This is a genomic window from Spiroplasma endosymbiont of Aspidapion aeneum (assembly GCF_964031045.1).
In the GTDB taxonomy this organism is placed as follows: Bacteria; Bacillota_I; Bacilli_A; order Mycoplasmatales; family Mycoplasmataceae.
This window is the reverse complement of record NZ_OZ034994.1, coordinates 168,108-188,528: the sequence shown is the minus strand read 5'-3', so window position 1 is coordinate 188,528 and position 20,421 is coordinate 168,108. Positions and strand designations below refer to the sequence as shown.

The following is a 20,421-nucleotide window of genomic DNA, read 5'->3' as shown; positions in this document are numbered from 1 at the left end:
ATTTTCCCTCTATCTATTCGGTTACACCAGTTTTAAAAATGGCAAATCCGTTAATTTTATTTTTTTCATTATTTGTATTTTTTTCTCCAGATGCAATATCTATTATAAATTGAATAAAACTCTCCGCTAATGAATCCATATCTTCATTCATTAATCTACCCGCATCAAAATCTATTCAATGGGGTTTCAAATTGTATATTTCTGAATTAGAAGAAATCTTTACAGTTGGTACATATGTTGCAAATGGTGTTCCTCTACCGGTTGTAAATAAAATCATCTGACAACCAGAAGATGCTAATGCTGTTGAAGATACCAAGTCATTACCTGGTGATTCAAGCAAAGATAGTCCCGGGACTTTAATTCTTTCTCCATATTTTAAGACACCATTAACTTGTGAATATCCCGATTTTTGTGTACAACCAAGCGATTTATCTTCTAGAGTTGTTATCCCTCCCTCCTTATTTCCGGGAGAAGGATTTTCATAAATTGGTTGCCTGAATGATTCAAAATAATCCTTAAAATTATTAATTAAAAGTACAACCTCCTTAAAAGTTCTCTTATCTTTTGCCCGATTCATTAGAATTTGCTCTGCACCAAACATCTCGGGTACTTCTGTTAGAACTGTCGAACCTCCATTTGAACAAATAAAATCTGATAATCTACCTACCAACGGATTTGCAGTAACACCACTTAATCCATCGCTACCACCACATTTTAATCCTATTTTAAGCTCACTTAATTGGCAAATCGTTCTCTTATCATCTTTTGCTGCTATATTTAATTCATTTAACAGCTTTAGTGAATTTTCGATCTCATCTTTTACTTCTTGGGCAATTAAAAATTTTAACCTATTTGTATCTATGTCTTCTATTTTTTTAAGTTGATCTATGACACCCTCCATTTGGTTATTTTCACACCCAAGTCCAAAAAGCAATACCCCTCCTGCATTTGGGTGTAAAACTGCATCAATCAATATTTTTCTTGTTGTTTCAAAGTCGCCTCCCAACTGAGAACATCCATATGGGTGTTTTAATATTACTATATTATCAAAATTATGATTAGGATTTTCTTGTTCAAATCTTCTTAAAACTATTTCTAAAACAGCATTTATACATCCAACTGTTGGGATAATATATAAATCATTTCTAATGCCAACTTTTCCATTTTTTCTTACATACCCTTTAAATATTCTTTTGTCTTTCTCAGGATATTTTAATTTATTAACAACATGTTTGTATTGATAAGATAATTTTCCGCTAAGATTTGTTGACATATTATGAGTATGAACTCATTCACCTATATTAATACTTGATGTTGCCTTACCAATTGGGTATCCATACTTAATAATATTTTCTCCGCTTTCTATTTTTTTGATGGCGAACTTATGACCTCTTTTAATTTCTGAAAGGAGAGTTATATTATTGTTATTTATATTTAATTTGGTTCCTTTATCAATATTTTCTAAAGCAACAGCAACCATATCTGTTTCTGGTTCTAGTATTGTAATTTTTTTCATATCACACCATTTGTTTCTATTAACCTACACTTTCAATAATATTTGATATGCTGCCATTTTTTATTTCATCTAATATTTCATTGATATAATTTGTGAGTCCTGGAATCTCATTAAGATCTATGCCTCAATATATTTTTTTTGATAAAATATTTTTTACATAATTAGTTGACTTAGATTCATTTTCAAAATCCATAATTATGTTTTTGTCACTTTCTACAGCTTTAACTGTTGATGGTCCAAATTTACCATATATAGCAAGCAATGAGGCTAGTGCAATACATATTCTTTTAGGTAATTTTTTTTCTTTTTCATAAAATTTTAATAAGGAAGGAAGGAGTCTAACCTTATATTTTGCCACACTATTGAGAGAAATTGCGTCTAATTTATGTTTTACAAATGGGTTTCGAAATCTATCTTCGATTGTTCTTGCATAATTCAATATCTCATCCATAGGTAAGTCAATTGTTTTTGCAATTTCATCATAAAGTTCATCTCTAATAAATTTATATTGTTTATCATTATTCATAACATCAGAAACTAATTGTGTCTCTAATAATCTGCAGACTAGTGCCATCGTTGTATGTGGACCATTTAAAATTTTAACTTTTAAATCGTGCCATACTTTACCATTATTGGTAACCTTAACATTCAATTTCGCTTTAGAAAAAGAAAGTTCATTTTCGATCTTTTTGTCTCCCTCGAGAACAAATAACAAAAAGGGTTCTGCTTTTACAAGCATTGAATCTTCATATCCGTTTTTCTCTCATATTTTTTGGATATCATCTTTTGGAAAGCCGGGAACTATTCTATCAACTAAAGTAGAATAAAATGCATTTTTATTTGTAATTCATTCTAAAAAATCGCTTTCAAGTTTTCAGTTATTTGCAACTTGTATTATGACATTCTTAAGAAGTTCACCATTATTATCATTTAGCTCACACGGCATTATATAAAATCCATTCATTTTGTTTTTGTATCTACGGTATAAAAGAGCCGTTAATTTTCCCGGATATGTTGTGTGTGGTTTATTATTAAAAACATCTTTCTTATCAAAAATGATTCCAGCTTCTGTTGTGTTTGAAAAAATAAATTTTATTTCATTATTATCAGCTAATGATAAATATTCTTCATAATCCTTATAAGGGTTGATCACCCCATTAATACAATCTATAATTTCTGAAGATTCAAATTTTTTATCATTAACAATACCCTCAAGTACAACTGTGTATAGATTTTTTTGCTCTAATAATTTTTCACACATACCGTCCTTTATAGGCTGGACTATTACTACACCACCATTGAAATTTGTTGCTTTATTTAATTGTTGAATCTGTCAATCGATAAATGCTCTAAGAAAATTTCCTTCGCCAAATTGAATTATTTTTGTTTTATAATTTGAAGTTTTTTTATATATTTCATTGATTTTTTTCATCTTAATCACCTTACTTTTTATTTATACCTAGACCGTCTCAAACACCATTGATATAGCTAAGCCCTAACGCGCGATCATACAAACCATAACCTGGTGTGTGAGGTAGTTTTTCTTCACCCCATATCATTCTTCCGTGGTCCGGTCTAATATATCCTTGATAATTATTTTCTCGATAAACTCTTAATATCTCCACCAAATCCAGAACACCCTTTTTACTTGCGTGGGCTATTTCTTGAAACTCAGTTTTAGAAGTATATTCAATATTTCTAATGTGGGTAAAAAATATTTTTTTAACGAACTTATTAACAATTTTTGGTAAATTGTTTTCTAAATTGGTGGCAAGTGAACCGACACATAATGTTAATCCATGATTAGGCGAATCATTTATTTTTAAAAATCTCTCAATATTTTTTTCGCAAGTTATCAATCTTGGAATATTAAATATGGGCCAAGCTGGATCGTCTGGGTGAATTGCCATTTTTATTTTAAATTTATCACAAGTTGGCATAATCGAATTTATAAAGTATGAAATATTTTCTCACAATTCATCATTACTCATTTTTTGATATAAAGTAATAATTTCTTCTGTTTCCTCATCTGGAAAGCTCAGAGTCCAAGCTGGAAGTTTTTTGAACTTTTTAATAGCAGAAGCTGCATCCAGCTTATCTATATCTTTTTGGTCATATGACTCACAAAATGAGCCATCTTCCATTTGTTTATATAAATTCGTTCTAACTCAGTCAAATGCTGGCATAAAATTATAACACACAACATTTATCCCTTCTTTTGCAAGATTTTCAAGCGTTTTACAATAGTTTGCGATTAATTTGTCTCTTGTTGGCCTCCCTAACTTAATATCTTCATGAACTGGAACAGATTCAATAACCTCCATTTTTAATTTATCTTTCTCAACAAGGCTTTTTAGTAATTTTATATTTTGTTGTTCTCATATTTCACCAGGTTTGTATTCATAACACTGTGTTACTATTGATGAAATATTTGGAATTTGGCTGATGTATTTTAAAGAAATTGGATCTTTATTTGGTCCATATCATCTAAATGAAAGTTTCATTTTAAACTCCTGAAAATGAACCAAATCCACCATCGACAGTTATAGTGGTTCCAGTTACAAATCCGCTAATTTCTTCATTAATTAAATAAAGAAGGGTTCCAAATAATTCATTAACATTTCCAAGGCGATTCATAGGAGTGTGGGCTAAAACTTTTTTTGTTCTATTTGTATAAGAACCATCTGGGTTTATTAATAATTTTTCATTTTGTTTAGTTAAAAAGAAACCTGGAGCAATAGCGTTAACACGAAGACCAGTATTGGCAAAATGATATGCTAATCATTGTGTTAGATTTTCAATTGCAGCTTTAGCAGCTGAATAGGCTGGCACTTTTGATATAGAATGAGGAGCTGATGCTGATGAAATATTTATTATTGATGCACCTTTGTGTAACAAGTGCTTTGCAAATACTTGTGTTGGTAAGAAAGTTCCAATTAAATTTAAATCAAAAACAAATTTGAACCCATCCGGATCGATATCAAAGAAACTAACTACATCATTGTTTTTAACATCATTCTCAGAGTATCTCTCGTTTGTTGTTGTAGCCTTGGGGTTATTACCACCAGCGCCATTTATTAAAATATCAATTCTGCTAAATTCTTTTATCACTTGTTCACACGCTTTTATTATTGAGTCTTTTTTTAAAACATTGCACTCAATAGCAATTACATTTTTGTTAATTTTTAGTAATTCATCTTTAAGAATCGTGATAAATTTTATGTCAATATCCAATAATGCTATTTTAAAATTATTTTTAGCGCATTCTCTAGCAAATCCACCACATATAATTCCCCCGGCACCAGTTATTACAATTACTTTTTCACATATTTTGTTGTTTTCCATATTTCTCTACTTTCTAAATCCTTTTTTCTTATTATTTGGTAAATATTCCTCATTTCCTTTTAATATATTTTTTTTATTTATATCATAAACATAATTTTGTATTTTAATAAGGAATTTTCTCTTATCCTCTTGACTTATAGGTGTTTCAAATGATTTTGTAATTTCAAAATTTTTAATTTTATCATGTAATTTATCTAAATCAAACTCTTTTATAATAAAGACATCTTCATCAGTATTTATAAAACTTTCATTATCAACAACTAATATTATTTGTGTTTCAAATTTAAAATCCAAAATTCTCAAAAATTTTTTTATTTGATCTTTATATACTAAAATAGGGTTTTTAATAAATTTACTATCTCCCTTATTTTTTAACTCTCATTTTTCTTTCTTTCAATCAGTCTCAACAATACTTCCAACATTAGCCAAATAATTTATAAGATATAGGCAAGAGTCAGTCATTATCATATTATCAAATAGTATTCATTTATCTTTTTTATATTCTAAATGAGTATTCGAAAATAAAATTCAGCTACTTTCTTTTTTATCTATAGATAATAAAATACCGTCTAACTTTGCCTTTTTCTTAACAACCGTTGGTCTAAGATTAAAGGTTATGTAATAAATAATAACAACCACTAGCCCTACAGCAAGAATAATTGCTATAATACTTCACTTCATTAAAGTGCCTCATTATGTAAATTAATTTACACTTTCTACATCTTTTATTTTTTCTTCTTCTAACTGCTGATTTTTGATATCATTTAATGTTACTTTTGATTTTTTATTTCTTTTTGTAGCGTTTTTAATTTGACTAATAACTATTGGAGAACAAAACATTCCAAAAGCCAATCCGGTAAATCCTCAGCCAGTCAAATATTTTACTCCCAGATATGGTATTATGCCAATAATGTGATCTACTTCTGCAAAACAAGTTCCATTTAATTGTTGTCCATTAATATTATTGACGGCTGCGGGTATGCATCCTAAATCACAGTAAATAACTGGGAAAAATGCTCATATAAATCCAATAATAAATGGACCAACAATTGCACCAATATAACCACCTTTAATATTACCAAATACAGCACCAGTTCCACCAATAAATAAATGTGGAAATAACTCTGGAATAACAACCGGAAAGTATTTTTTAAGTTCAGGATTTACACTAAAGTGTGTACCTAACATGACTCCAAATGCAAGTAATCCTCCTATAAATGATGATAAGAAACCAATAACAACTCCATCTTGAGCATATGGCCAAAAAGCTTGAACTTCAACAGCTGCTCTTGAACCTCTAATTAGCTTTGTAGCTATACCACTAAAGGACGGGATAAGTTCCTCCAAAAACATTTTTACCCCAAAGATACATATCATAATTCCAGAAACAAACGTTAGAGATTGAACAAATGCAAAGGCTATCGCTCCACCTGATGAATTTGAAATTTTATCACTACCTAACATTGATTTTCCATCAACAACAAATGCATCTAGACCTTTTAAACCAAGACCAAGCATCATAATTGTCATATAAATTATTAGCATAGTAACAGATAATGCCACAGTATTATCTGCTAAAATTTTAAGTTTTTTTGGTATTTTAATATTCTCAGTACTTGTAATTTCTGATTTTTTAGATGCTTTTAAAATACCTTCTCCCATGATACCTGAAAGAGCACATCCAAAACCTCCTGTATGCCCAAGAGCTAACTTGTCATTCCCTATAATTTGGGCTGCATATTTAGCAGATAAGGCTGGTGAAATAACCATATATAGTCCAAGAAAACACATTCCTGATAATAAGCATATTGCAGTATCTTGTGTATTTTCCAATGGTCTAAGCCCAGCCATGTACATCGATAGTGAAAGTACAAGAGAGGTATAGAATATTACATGCCCAGTTAAGTAAATGAATTTTAAGTTTGAAAATTTAGCTAATATAATGTTTCCCACCATTCCAAGTATCATTATTAATGATGCTGTTGTGAATAGATCGGGTACAGTTTTTTGCATTCAGGCCATTGCAGCCTCATTTGATGGAATAATAAATTCCATAGAAGAGCCTTTTTGTCCTATTCCAAAACCATTTTTGATTACATTGGTTAAATTACCAAGAGTAGTTGAAAGTACACTTGCTCCACCAGATATTATAAGAAATCCAATAACCGTTTTAAGAGTGGAGATTAAAATTTCTCCACCTTTTCGCTTTTGGACTATAGAACCAACCATTGCGAATAAACCAACAAGAATTGCAGGGTAACCAAAAAAACCTTTTAAAAGTCCTAGAACTCCATCGCCAATAGTTCCATAGTTATTTGCTAATAAATTAAATAGCATAAATATAACCTTCTTTCACTTATTTTTTTAAATAATTTGTTTAATAGATATTTCATCAAATAATACCTATTAATTAAATTACAACATTATAATACTCCAATTTACTTAATAATACATTTATAAAATAAATATAAAAAAATTTCCATATTATGGAAATTTTATTTTATCCTTAATCTAGATAATAGGAGTTTTAGTATCTGATTTAAAATATAATGAAGAAGTAAAAGTTCTTCTTGAAAATAATATTTACCTTCATTAGTTGACTCTAAAAAAATCATTTTATCAATATCTGTAATATCAATAAATTTTTTATTTAAAAATATTATATAGTTGATTAAAAAGTTGTTCACTTTTTGAATGCACTTTTCTATTCATAAAGAGTCATTTCCAATTGCAAAAAACATACAATAAGCATTACTATCAACTATCTCATTTTCTACCATTCAATCAAATGCTTTTTGTGTTTTTATAACAAATGCATTAATACCCATTTGAACAAGATATGTGTAGAAATACATTGTAAGCGGCTCAGAAGATATAATGTATATTTTTTTATATTTAACTAACTGTCTTGATGTTTTTACTAATTTATTATAGAAAAGTTGGTTAATCTTTCTTATATCCTTCACAATATTTTCAAAAGAAGTATTAAATATGTACTCTGATGAATAATCATCGGTTTTCTTTAAAGAAAGATCAGATATATTTTCTCCCAATTCTAATTCTATTTTTACCCTATTTATTAACTCTTTATAACCATTGTATCCTAGTTGATTACAAAATCTATTAATTGATGCGGGCGCTGCAAACGCCTTGGCAGATAATTGTGATATAGATGGAAGTTTATCACCTTTTTTTATTTTTTTTATCTCGGTTGCTATTTTTTGAAATGTTAAATTTATATTTTGTCTACTATATCAATCTAATTCTCTAAATATACTTTTAGACATATTCTCACCTTTTAATCATTCATTATATTATACTACAATAGTCGCTACCATAACAAACAATTTTTAGAATTTTGATTTTTAAATATTTTATAATGTTTTTGATAAAATGAAATGAAATAAATAATCCACAAGAACTAAAATTAAGGATATAAATATTAATATCATAAATAACTGAACTCATACTGCTCCATTAAAATTTAAAGTAATAGACAAGCTTTTTTGTCCACTAACAACATCTAAAAAGCTATACGGGAAATAACCAGAAGGGGACATTGTTCCATAAATATGGAATTTAGCACCTGAGGAATTAAGGATAATTCCAATTATAACAGAGATGAACATATAAAACATTACAAATCCAAATCATAAACTTTTATTTATTCATTTTTTTGTATTATCAACCTCAAAGTCTTGTTTATTATAGAAAAGTATAAAATATATCATAAACAAAATGCTGACAACAGAATGTTCAATTATTCAAGATATTATGGTATATCATTTTAAAGAATTAGAACTGTAATCAAATATTCTTGATAAATTATAAAAAATAACCACAAATATGGAAAGAAACATAATTACATATGCAATATTTGCATTATCTAATTTACCATTTCCTTCATTTTTTTGATTGATAGCAGAGTTAATCAAAAATAAACTAACAAATATATTAACAATCGTTGTTATTAATAAAATATTCCTGAAAAAAACATATAAAAACAGCTTACCATTTTCGTGATTTGAAACATAATTTGTTAATAATATTAATAAATTAGAATCAAATTTTTCATTAAGCTTTTCCTTAGAAAGAGTTGGCAAAATAAGACCATTTTTAAAATCTAAGTACTGTCCTGTTATAAACAAAGATATAGATAATAATGGAGCAACACCTAAAATTAATTTGTATCAAAATTTTCAATTGCTTAATAATTCACAGCTTTTCATTTTTTCCTCAACAACTCTAACATTTTATTTTTAAAGCAATATAATATTTATCAAACTAACCGACTAATTTTTAAAGCAACTAAAACAAAATTCTAAAATGATTTTGTGACCTTTTTAATTGCATATCTATATAAATGGTCCATTCCATACATTACCACTCCAACAACAGTAACAGTAATAAACAATTGTAAATAAATTGTACCTTTAATTCCAATATCTGCGGCGGCACCTTTATCACCGCTCACAAGATCTAAAAATTGGTATGGAAAGAATCCCGAAGGTGACATAAACCCAAAAATTGTAAAATTTGGATGGAATGCATATATTATAGAACCAACAATTATTCAAAAAATGAAGTATCCATAAAGTAGTCCATAGCAAGATATAATAACAGCTTTTTTTTGCTTATTTGTTTTTATAAAATTCTCCTTGTTATAAAAGAAAATAATATAAACTGTACTCATTGTTGCCATAAAAAAATGTTCAAAAAATCATGATAATACAGTGTACCAATATAAATGTTCACTCGGAAAAACTTTTGATATATTGAAGAAAATAACAACAAACGTAGGGATAAACATTACAACATATGCAACATTTGCATTATCAATTTTTCCCCTTCCCTCATTCTTATGATTAAATGCCGAATTTAAATAAAATATCCCCATAGCGGCATTACCAAGAGTTGTTAAAAATAAGAAATTTCTTGTAAATACATACAATCCTATTTTAAAATGCTCATTATTGGATTTATAACCTTGAAGAATATTTATCATTCTTTGGTCATAATTTTTGGTTAATGGCTTTGATTGTTCTGGAACAATGAAATGCCTTGTAAATTGATAATACTGCCCAATCATAAATGTTAATTCGATCACAAATGGTAAAATACCCAAAATCAGTTTATATCAAAATTTTCAGTCTTTATAAATTTTATTGCTATTCATATTTCACCTTTCTCAATATGAGTGTATTATAATTAAAATATTTTAGTTATTAATACATAATAAATTAAACTCTTTAACATTAACAATAAATTTATTATATCATAAACATTTTTTGTATATAATAAAAAGTAGTTATTTTAATGAAGGGGGTAAAAATGAAAGCTTTTGATTTTGATGATGTACAATTACTTCCTAGAATGTGTATTGTTAAATCTAGATCTGAATGTGATACTTCAGTTAAGCTAGGTAATTATATATTTAGGATGCCAGTTGTTCCATCTAATATGTCAACTGTTATAAATGAGGAGTTATGTATTGAGCTCGCAAAAAGGAATTTTTTCTATGTAATGCATAGATTTAATTTTAATAGCATTGAATTTGTAAAAAAAATGAAAGGGCTTAAACTTATTGCGTCTATATCTGTTGGTGTGCAAAAATCAGATTATGATATGATTGATAAATTAGCAAAACAAAACCTAATACCTGAGTTTATCACTATCGACATTGCCCATGGTCATTCTATTTTCGTAAAAGATATGATAGAGCATATTCGTAAAAATTTTAAGGATAAGACTTTTATAATAGCGGGAAATGTTGGAACACCAGATGGTGTAAGAGATTTAGAATATTGGGGAGCGGATGCAACAAAAGTTGGTATTGGTCCTGGGAAAGTTTGTATAACAAAACTTAAAACAGGATTTGGTAATGGCGGATGACAATTGGGGGCAATAAGATGATGTTCTAAGGATGCTAAAAAACCAATAATAGCTGATGGAGGAATAAGAGTTAATGGTGATATAGCAAAGGCTATTAGATTTGGAACAACAATGGTTATGATAGGTTCTTTATTCGCAGCCCATACCGAATCACCGGGAAGTATTATTGAGGACGGAAAAACAAAATATAAGGAATACTTTGGTAGTGCGAGTGAATTCAATAAAGGTGAAAAAAGATATGTTGAAGGTAAAAAAGAACTTATACAAATAAGGGGTTCAATTTTTGAAACTATAAATGAAATGCAACAGGATTTACAATCTTCTATTTCATATGCAGGTGGTAATAAAGTTGAAGATATTAAAAAGGTAAGATATGTTGTTTTAAAAGATAGTAATTTTCAATAATAAAATAATTTATCAACCTTATTCCTACTTATAAAGGATGTAATAAATATACTGGATGAAAACACATCCAGTTTTTTTTGAATGAAAAATTGATGATAAAAATAAATGTAAAATATTTCAAAATTAAGAAGCATAAAACTTAGAATATATATAAGACATAATTGGTATATATTTTAGAATAAAAAGATAAGTTTAATTAATTTAATATAACAAAATAACATAAGGGAAGTGGACTAAATCCTATTTATAATAAGGGTACCTAAAATTCACTACAACAAATAGGATTTTATCTAGATTTGGTTTGCTTTCTTTATGATTTTACTATAAAATTACACATAATTTTTAATGACAACTTGGTAAAAGCTAATTATAAAATTTCAAATGTAGTGGTATAACTAATAATTATGAATATTTTTTAGAAGGCACAAATTTGTACAAGATAATTTAATTAAATAATATTTATTTGTGAGAAAGTTTATTTACCATTCGATGGGTATAATAATAAAAAAATTTATACATTTAATATTTATTATAATCTTTAAAATAATTATTTGCTAAAACTCTAAAAATGTTTAACAAAACAATATATTATAATAGATTTGAAGAGTTTATAAATCGTTTAAATTATGTAAAATATCAAATGATAATGCATTTAGAAGAAATGATAGGTATTATTAAAAAATGATTGCCGTGTCTTATTTTAACATTTTAGATTAATTTTTATTATTTGTTGAGTATTATCACAAATTCCCTATCACACTCTATATGTCCATCACATTTATTGAAGCTATTTGATATTAGTTGTGATGTAAATTTTTTGAAATACCTATCTGTTTCATATCTAAGTCCTTTTATTTTTAAATTACTGTCGCTTAATAATAAAATAGAAACATATCTATATTGCTTATGGTCATTAAAATTTAAGGTTACACTATTTTTAATAAAATATACTCGAGAATTTTCAGACTCAAATTCACAATTAAAATTTCTTAATAAATCAATTATTGAAAAAATCATATCAATTCTATTATTATTTGTGAATATAAATTTTATAAAGTCAGCTCCGTTTTTGATTGCCAGCTCAGCAGATGCTCAACCATCTATTACATCTTTTTCTTTATTTAATTGAATATGATTATGAGACATTTTTTTAATACGCTCCAAATCATTTGGTTCAACGTGATCAAAATCACTGATTGAGTGATTTAATTCTAATCCTTGGTCTATAATAGAAATACATCCAGATTCTACGCCTATTATCATATCAAATTCAAATTTTTTTAAATCTATGTTTGTTTTACTCAAAACAATTAGTGCTTTTTTATCCAATAGATTTCACCTTATCTTTAATTTGTAAAATATTATCAGTGAATCAACTTCCAACAACAACCCAGTCAACTCCGAGTGAAAATATATTTGCTATATTTTCTCCGTTTACCCCTCCATCTACCTGCAATTTATATTTGTAATTACATTCTTTTCTCATTTTGCATAATTTTTTGATTTTTTCACAAACAATTTTATTAAATTTTTGCCCTCCAAATCCAGGCTCTACAGACATAATCAAAATATTATTTAAGTCATTAATATAGGGAAATAATGTATTTATTGGAGTATTTGGATTTATAGCAAGCGAAAGCAAAATGTTATTTTTATTGCAAAGAGAAATAGTTTGCAAAATTTGTTGATGATTTAAGGATTCAATATGGATAGATATTTGTTTTACATTTTTAATTAAATATTTACATAAATAAGATTCTATATCCCCCTCTATTTTAACCATAAGGTGAACATCTAAAAAAAAATCAAAATTGTTGGAGATATTTTCCAATATTCATGGACCAAAACTTAAATTGGGAACAAAATGATTATCCATAACATCATAGTGGATTCAACGAATCATAGAATCTTTTAGAGTGTTTAAGGTTTCCTTAAGATTTAAGAAATTGGCTTTTAATATACTACACGCAATATTATCCATAATCCCCCCTGTTTTTAGTTTGTAAAATTAATTCTGATATGATTCTATCATAATCTTTTTTATAAAAATATAAATCTATGTTATCATTAAAAAACTTTATAACTCCACACTCTATTGTGTTATTGATATGTAAACAATCATTAAACTTACAATACAAATTTAAAAATATTTTTAATGATCTTGCAATATCAATAGGAAAAATCTTATCATATTGAAATTTTGAAAAACCAGGAGTATCTGCTATGTATCCATTATTTAAATAATAGAGCTCACTATTTGTTGTTGTATGCTTTCCGCTATCTAAATATTTAGATATATCTTGTGTTCTAATATTTAGATTATTCCCTATTCTATTTATTAATGTTGATTTCCCACTTCCTGATTGTCCAGAAAATAAAGTTATTTTATTTTTGAACATATTATTAAAATCAGTTGAAAAAAATTTATCATTCTTATTACTTATAAATAAACACTTATAACCTAGCTTTTCATAACATTTAGCAATAGATATTTTTTCTTTATTATCATCTAAATCTGTCTTTGTGAAACACAAAATTAATATTACATCCATAGTTTTACATAATAATATATATCGATTAAGGATTAATGTGTTTAAATTTGGCTGTTTTAAAGCAACAATAATAAATACTTGGTCTACATTTGCAATTCTTGGTCTGTAAAATAAATTTCTTCGATCTCTTATTCCTTCGATGAGAAAATATTCAGAGTTATCTATTTTTTTGACATCTAAGTAGTCTCCCAATTCTATTCTAATATTTTTAAACTTATCTTTTCCTTTTTCAATGCACTTAATCATAGTATTATTTTTTCATGCATATATATGCTTTCCGATTTTTTTTATTACTAAACAATTTTCGATCATTATTTAATAACCGCAAAAACTAATGCTAAAATTAAAAATGAAAATGTAAGAAAAAATATGCCAAATCATAAAATTATAAATCTAAATCTTAAATAGTATGGCCTAGATTCGCTATAACCAATTGCTCTCTGACTTTTTCATTTTTGTTTTGGTTCTGTCTGGTCTAAAAAGAATTTTCTTCTTCCTTTGTAATGATATAATTTAGCAGTCAGGTTTACATCTGGCGACATTAACTCGCGATATACATATTCCATGCTTGCTGGTCTATCATTAGGAGATTTTTCTATCATTTTTAGAATTAAATTTGATAATTTATTCGGTATATCAGGATTAACACTCGAAGGTCTAATAGGAGATTGCGATACATGTTTTATAAAAAGATCTTCACGACCCTTCTCACTAGTTTTTGAAGTTACAAATGGAGCTGTACCAGTTGCTGCAATATACATAACAACACCTAATGAATAAATATCACTTTGCTTTGAGGCACTTGCATTTGATATCAATTCTGGGGGCATAAATTTTGGAGTCCCTATTTTCTTTTTTGCTTCCTTTGAATTTTCACTAGTAAATGATATACCAAAATCCCCTAGACGAACTTCTCCAATTTCTGTTAGAAAAATATTCTCAGGTTTTATATCTCTATGAATAATACCATTTTTATGTGCCACGATTAATGCATCAATTATTTGGCCAAAATAATATTGCATTTCTTTTAATGAGAATACACTTAAACCCTTTAGTAAATCATTTAGTGTTCCACCACCAACATATTCAAGAACAATAAGTCACATTGAATTTTTATTAACATCCCAATCATACAATTTAATAACGTATTTTGAAAGATTGTTTAAAGATGCAATGTTGTTAACTTCGTTTCTAAAATTAGAAACAAAACTTTCATACTCTCTCTCTGTTCTAAAATTCGCTTTATTCAATTTTATTGCAACGATTTCATTGTCAATATTTCTTACAGCCTTGTAAACTGTGGCCATACCACCATCACCGATTTTTCCCAAGATTCTATATTTACCATCAAAAATTAATGTTCCAGGTAACAATTCATCTTGTGTATTAGTAATAATAGGTTTTTTAGTTTTATCATTTTGTTTTACATCTTCCATTTTTTTCCCCAAATGTTTTAATTTTAATTAGTAACATTGACCATTAGAATAGAAAGGTTATCTGTGGAACCGTTATCCTTTGCATCTTCTACCAACATTTTTGCTTTTTCTTTCAATTTAATTGTATCATTTTTTAATGTGACCAATGCTATCTTATCATCTATATAATCGTGAACACCATCAGTGGTTAGCATATACAAACCATATGGCTGGTCAATAAAATATGTATCTATTTTTAATGTTTTATTTGGTCCAAGAGCAGACGTTAATACTTTTCAAAAAGTAACATCATTTGTATAACCGTACAAACCAGACATTTTAATATCTTCCTTTTCATCTGGGGTTGTTGAATTCATTAGATTTTGATCTTGGGTTACTTGATATAATCGATCTTCAACTAATTTATATGTCCTAGAATCACCTATATTTACCACATAAGCAAAACCACCAGTAAACAAAACAGCAGTTAGGGTTGTACCCATATCTTTTGTTTGTGGGTGTAAATTGGCGTAATCAACCATATCATTGAGGACTTCGCTTATTGTCGCTCTTAATCATCTGTTAATTTCATTTTTTGTCAATCCAGTAAATGATGATTTTTTAAATATTTTTCCAAAATTTTCAACAGCTATTTTTGAAGCAATTTCGCCCTTTGCATGTCCACCCATACCATCACAAACTATCGCCAAAGCATCATCATTTTTATTTGTATAAAACTCTAAATTGTCTTGGTTTTGTTTTCGATAATTTCCAATATCTGTGATCTTTGTAAAACTAAATTTCATCAACTAATACTCCTTCTTGTTTCGCTCTTAGCTGACCACATGCAGCATTGATATCAGAACCATATTCTTTTCTGATCACAACGTTGATTTTTTTACTTTTTAAGGTGTTATAAAATTCTAAGATATTTCTTGATTTTTTATAACTATTTTCCAATACCATATTATATGGGATGAGATTTACATAACAATTTATACCTTTAATGATATTTGATAACTCAATAGCATTGTCTATAGAATCATTAATTCCTTCTATCAATATATATTCAATCGTCACTCTGCGATTTGTTTTATCAATATAATAGTTAATTGCTTCTATAAGTTTTTCAATTGGATAAACCTTATTAATTGGCATAAGTTTATTTCGTATGTAATTATTTGGCGCGTGTAGAGATATTGCTAAGTTTACTTGCATATTAAGGTTGGCAAACTCAAATATTTTTGGAACAATTCCACAAGTTGAAACTGTAATATGGCGAATTCCAATATCCAAAGCTTTCGGATCATTCACAATTTTAATAAAGTTTATTACGTTCTCAAAATTATCAAATGGTTCTCCAATACCCATAATTACAATGTGACTAACAGATTTATTTTCATCAATTGGATTTTGGGCAAATTTTTTTCTCAAATCTAAATTCATTGCATAAACTTGCGAAACTATTTCTCCTGTTGTTAGATTTCTCTCAGTTTTTATTAAACCTGATGCACAAAATGTGCAACTCATTTTACAACCAACCTGGGTTGTCACACATATAGATCTTCCATATTCTTGTTGCATTAAAACTGTTTCTATTGTTTTTTTATCAGTTAGTAGATTTAGGTTCTTAATTGTTTTGTCAATAGATACTTCACTTTTTAATGTACTTAAGATCTGAACTTCAAAATTATTAGATAAATGTTCTCTTAATTTCTTGCTTAAATTTAACATATTATTGAAATCTAATTCTCATTTCTTATACACTCAATCAAAAATTTGATCTGCTGCAAAAGGTTTAAAATCATTTTTAATTAAATACTCTTTTAGCATTTCATTGGTAAAGTCAAATATATTTAACATAACATAATCTCCAAATTTATTATATCATAAAAATATACAAATTTGTTGTCATTGTTAACCTATTTCAAAATATCTATTCCATATTAAAATTATATTTTAAAAATTTTTATGAATTAAAAGGGGGTTAGAAATAAATAATTATTAGATATAAATTTTATTAAAAAATGGAATTTGGTAATGGTTAATAATGTTATATTAATTTGTAATATTTTTATCATTATCTAAAATAAATTCCTTAAAATTTTTCACATATGAGATACTTACTATTATTTCACTAACACTTTTCTTTTTTGATTTGCTCCTGATCCAATTTCTCCCACAAGACCATCATCATAAAATATATCTATAAAAGACGCCGCTTTATTATAGCCTATTTTGAATCTTCTCTGAATATCTGAAGTAGATGTTGCTTCTTGATTGATAACATAATTTAATACCTCTTTAAATAATGGGTCCTTTGAATAATCAGTTGATGAATGTTTATTACCTAAACTAGAATTTCCTTTCGGAGGACTTAAAAAACTTTCATCATAAACAGGGCTTGCCTGATTCTTTGTATGATCAACAATACTTTTAATCTCATCATCTGTTATATAACACCCTTGCGCTCTACTAAATCCATAAATTCCATTAATATCATAAAGCATATCCCCTTTACCATTTAGCGATTCACCCCCGGTACGATCAAGTATTGTTCTTGAATCTACAGAAGAAGAAACTGAAAATGAGATCCTTGAAGGTATATTGGACTTAATTATTCCAGTAATAACATCAACCGATGGTCTTTGTGTTGCAATTATTAAATGCATACCACAAGCTCTCGCCATTTGTGTTAGTCTCTGAATTGAAGATTCAACCTCTTTTTTTGCCCCAGACATCATAAGGTCTGCTAGCTCATCAACCACAATAACAATGTATGGTAGTTTTTTTGTCCTTTCAGAAGTAACACTATTATACTGCTCAATGTGCTTAACATTTTTTTCATTAAACAATGAATATCTTCTCTCCATTTCATCAACAGCTGAACTAAGTGCATTTGCAGCTAATGACATATCACTAATAACAGGTGTTAAAAGATGTGGAATATTTTCATAATATGCCAACTCTACTCTTTTAGGGTCTATCATTAAAAATTTAACTTCGTGAGGTTTTGCATGCATTAGAAAAGCGCAAATCATAGAATTGACCATAACAGATTTACCACTTCCGGTTGAACCTGCAATTAGAATATGAGGTGTTTGTTCTAATTGTGCAAAAACTCATTTGTTATCAACACCCTTTCCAATTGGAAAAGTTAATTTAACAAAGCTTTTATTTGATGGAATTTTTTCCATTGCCTCTTTAAAGGTAACTGGCAAAATTACATTAGATGGAAATTCTATTCCGACGGCCTCTTTTCCCTCCACCGGAGCCTGAATAATTACATTATTTGTTGCTAAAGAGTATTTAATGTCATTCTCCAATTTAAGAACATCTTTTACTCTTCCAGTTTCTCCAACAGAAACCTCAAGCTTTACAACACTAGGACCAATGAGAATATTTGTAATCTTAGCATCAGTTTTAGATTTTATAAACAAAGTGTTAATAGATTCCGCTTGGCGTCTTGCATAAATTTTTGCAGACTCAAGTGTAGAATTATCTACAATTGTATTCCTTAAAATAGAATTTTGTGGTAATGAATAATTAGTAGCTATTACATATTTTTTTTGAACACTTAATTTTTTAGAATTATCTTCTTTAAAATATTTTTTTTGAACATCTCTAATATCTATATATTCATCATCTAAATCACCGCGATTAGTCTTAACAAACTCTTCAACAGAAGAACTTGTATTAATAAATAAATCACCTTCTCTTTCCTCGTAACTATCAAGTGTTACTTGAGTTATGGTATTTTTATCCGGATGTGATTTATTTCCAAATGGTTTAAGCTCTGCTTGGCGACTTAATTCATCCCTTTTTTTGAGAATATCATAACTTATGGTTTCTGATTCATTATTTGAATGATGTGAAAAATCTGAATTGGTTTGTCTTCTTGGCACATAAAATTGTTTTTTATTATTTTTGTTAAAATTGATTTGATTTAATTCTGGTATATTATGAAAATTTGCATTTTCATTCTGAATTTCTGACTCTTTTGATTTTTTTATAAAGTTATCTTCTTGTGCAAAAACTCTACTATCATCAAAATTAATAAAACCCTGGTTTTGACGATTTCTTAAGTTTACATTGGGGTTATTAATATTTATATCAATATCCGAATTAATATTAGCATAACCGCGGTCACCATATTTAAAAAATGGTGATTCATAAATTTCGCTGTTTACATCTACTTTTTGACGAATATTAGATATATTTTCACCATTAGCATACATTTCTGGTGTATGTTCTTCATCAAAATATTTCTCCTTCTCTCTAAATAAATGTCTAGGCATTTCTATTGTTAAGTCATAATCCATCCGAGATTGATAAACCTCTGCTTTTGCGCCATCGTTATTACCATAAATATTTACAAAATTTAATATTCTGTTTTTTTTGTTATTTTTTTTGTTATTTTTTTTATCTTTAGTTAAAGATAAAATTCTCAAAGCTCTTCCACGACGATATTTTTTCTTTTTAAGTAGAAAAAATGCATCACCAGTTAAAATCCAGCACAATACAATAAATAAAAAGAAAAGTGAGAAAAAAAGATTTCCAAAAATAGAAGAATAACATGCAATTCCAGAACAAAACGCTCCAATGATACCTCCACCTGCATATGCATTAGAATATGTATTAAACCTTGTTATTCATCATTTTCCACTATAATTATCTCATAGAGAATGGTTCTTCCAATAATTACAATAACTATTAATAATATAATTAAAACTCTCACTTGAATAGGCACTACCTATAACAAAATCCTTGTTCTTTGTTCCTCATGCTACAATAATTAGAATAGATGTTATATTTCAGCAAAATACTACAAAAACAGAAAAAATCATAGCAATAAATCTTTTTTTAAAATAAAATTTTACACCAAAAAATATTGAAATATTAAGTATTATCAAAATTAAATATATAAAGTATTTTAATCATCCAAATGGTAAAGAAAACAAAAAATCGTCTAAAGCTTGACCGACGATTGTAATTCTAGAAATACTAACGATTGTTAAAAAAAACATAACAATTCCGAATATAATAAAGAAATTACTATTTGGTTTTTTTTTGGTTTTTTGTATTTCAAGAGCAATTGTTCGAGTATCATTTTTTAAACTTTTATTAATATCGTTTATATCTATATCAATATTGCCCATTTATATCTCCACAAAGTATATTACTATTATTTTACACCATTTTAAGGAGTTTTATATTGTGTTTGTAGTATTTTATATTTAATAATTACATTTTCCTATCTCTAATTAATGAAGTATTATATTTAAAGTTACATTAA

At 27.5% G+C, this 20,421-nt stretch carries 17 protein-coding genes; 1 reads left to right on the top strand and 16 read right to left on the bottom strand.

The window, feature by feature from the left end; all coding sequences use genetic code 4:
* Window positions 1–13: 13 nt before the first annotated feature.
* The 9 genes from AAHM97_RS00875 to AAHM97_RS00835 form a co-directional block, all read right to left on the bottom strand.
* Window positions 14–1,516, bottom strand: coding sequence for an altronate dehydratase family protein (locus AAHM97_RS00875; RefSeq protein WP_342269067.1), 1,503 nt, complete (start codon window positions 1,514–1,516; stop codon window positions 14–16).
* Between the two features lie 19 nt (window positions 1,517–1,535).
* Window positions 1,536–2,948, bottom strand: a complete 1,413-nt coding sequence (locus AAHM97_RS00870) for a tagaturonate reductase (RefSeq protein ID WP_342269066.1) — start codon at window positions 2,946–2,948, stop codon at window positions 1,536–1,538.
* 10 nt (window positions 2,949–2,958) lie between these two features.
* Window positions 2,959–4,020 (bottom strand): mannonate dehydratase, encoded by a 1,062-nt coding sequence (locus AAHM97_RS00865; RefSeq protein ID WP_342269065.1) that lies wholly within the window; start codon window positions 4,018–4,020, stop codon window positions 2,959–2,961.
* 1 nt (window position 4,021) lies between these two features.
* On the bottom strand, window positions 4,022–4,861 hold the full coding sequence (locus tag AAHM97_RS00860; protein WP_342269064.1) for an SDR family oxidoreductase: 840 nt from the start codon (window positions 4,859–4,861) through the stop codon (window positions 4,022–4,024).
* Between the two features lie 6 nt (window positions 4,862–4,867).
* Window positions 4,868–5,542, bottom strand: a complete 675-nt coding sequence (locus AAHM97_RS00855; protein WP_342269063.1) for a hypothetical protein — start codon at window positions 5,540–5,542, stop codon at window positions 4,868–4,870.
* Window positions 5,543–5,563: 21 nt separating this feature from the next.
* Entirely contained in the window at window positions 5,564–7,198 is a 1,635-nt protein-coding gene (locus tag AAHM97_RS00850) for a PTS ascorbate transporter subunit IIC (RefSeq protein ID WP_342269062.1), read from the bottom strand.
* Window positions 7,199–7,356: 158 nt separating this feature from the next.
* Window positions 7,357–8,148, bottom strand: coding sequence for a hypothetical protein (locus AAHM97_RS00845; RefSeq protein WP_342269061.1), 792 nt, complete (start codon window positions 8,146–8,148; stop codon window positions 7,357–7,359).
* 87 nt (window positions 8,149–8,235) lie between these two features.
* Window positions 8,236–9,090 (bottom strand): hypothetical protein, encoded by an 855-nt coding sequence (locus tag AAHM97_RS00840; RefSeq protein ID WP_342269060.1) that lies wholly within the window; start codon window positions 9,088–9,090, stop codon window positions 8,236–8,238.
* A 92-nt stretch (window positions 9,091–9,182) separates the two neighbouring features.
* The gene (locus tag AAHM97_RS00835; RefSeq protein WP_342269059.1) at window positions 9,183–10,037 is read right to left on the bottom strand and encodes a hypothetical protein; all 855 of its coding nucleotides are present in this window, start codon (window positions 10,035–10,037) and stop codon (window positions 9,183–9,185) included.
* 155 nt (window positions 10,038–10,192) lie between these two features.
* Between AAHM97_RS00835 and AAHM97_RS00830 the strand changes: the two genes are divergently transcribed.
* Window positions 10,193–11,158 (top strand): GMP reductase, encoded by a 966-nt coding sequence (locus tag AAHM97_RS00830; protein WP_342269058.1) that lies wholly within the window; start codon window positions 10,193–10,195, stop codon window positions 11,156–11,158.
* 723 nt (window positions 11,159–11,881) lie between these two features.
* On the opposite strand, the gene AAHM97_RS00825 is transcribed toward AAHM97_RS00830, so the two are convergent.
* From AAHM97_RS00825 to AAHM97_RS00795, 7 genes are all read right to left on the bottom strand, one after another.
* A complete protein-coding gene (locus tag AAHM97_RS00825) occupies window positions 11,882–12,487 on the bottom strand; it encodes a hypothetical protein (protein ID WP_342269057.1) in 606 nt (201 codons plus the stop codon).
* The gene (locus AAHM97_RS00820) at window positions 12,480–13,139 is read right to left on the bottom strand and encodes a ribulose-phosphate 3-epimerase (RefSeq protein ID WP_342269056.1); all 660 of its coding nucleotides are present in this window, start codon (window positions 13,137–13,139) and stop codon (window positions 12,480–12,482) included. Before AAHM97_RS00820 ends, AAHM97_RS00825 begins: the two co-directional genes overlap by 8 nt.
* The gene (rsgA, locus tag AAHM97_RS00815; protein WP_342269055.1) at window positions 13,132–13,956 is read right to left on the bottom strand and encodes a ribosome small subunit-dependent GTPase A; all 825 of its coding nucleotides are present in this window, start codon (window positions 13,954–13,956) and stop codon (window positions 13,132–13,134) included. The genes AAHM97_RS00820 and rsgA overlap by 8 nt, the downstream gene beginning before the upstream one ends.
* Before the next feature lie 65 nt (window positions 13,957–14,021).
* Window positions 14,022–15,146, bottom strand: coding sequence for a serine/threonine-protein kinase (locus AAHM97_RS00810; RefSeq protein ID WP_342269054.1), 1,125 nt, complete (start codon window positions 15,144–15,146; stop codon window positions 14,022–14,024).
* Window positions 15,147–15,169: 23 nt separating this feature from the next.
* Entirely contained in the window at window positions 15,170–15,931 is a 762-nt protein-coding gene (locus AAHM97_RS00805) for a PP2C family protein-serine/threonine phosphatase (protein ID WP_342269053.1), read from the bottom strand.
* Window positions 15,921–16,988, bottom strand: coding sequence for a 23S rRNA (adenine(2503)-C(2))-methyltransferase RlmN (gene rlmN / locus AAHM97_RS00800; protein ID WP_342269052.1), 1,068 nt, complete (start codon window positions 16,986–16,988; stop codon window positions 15,921–15,923). Before rlmN ends, AAHM97_RS00805 begins: the two co-directional genes overlap by 11 nt.
* A 266-nt stretch (window positions 16,989–17,254) precedes the next feature.
* On the bottom strand, window positions 17,255–20,284 hold the full coding sequence (locus AAHM97_RS00795) for a DNA translocase FtsK (RefSeq protein ID WP_342269051.1): 3,030 nt from the start codon (window positions 20,282–20,284) through the stop codon (window positions 17,255–17,257).
* Between the last annotated feature and the right edge of the window lie 137 nt (window positions 20,285–20,421).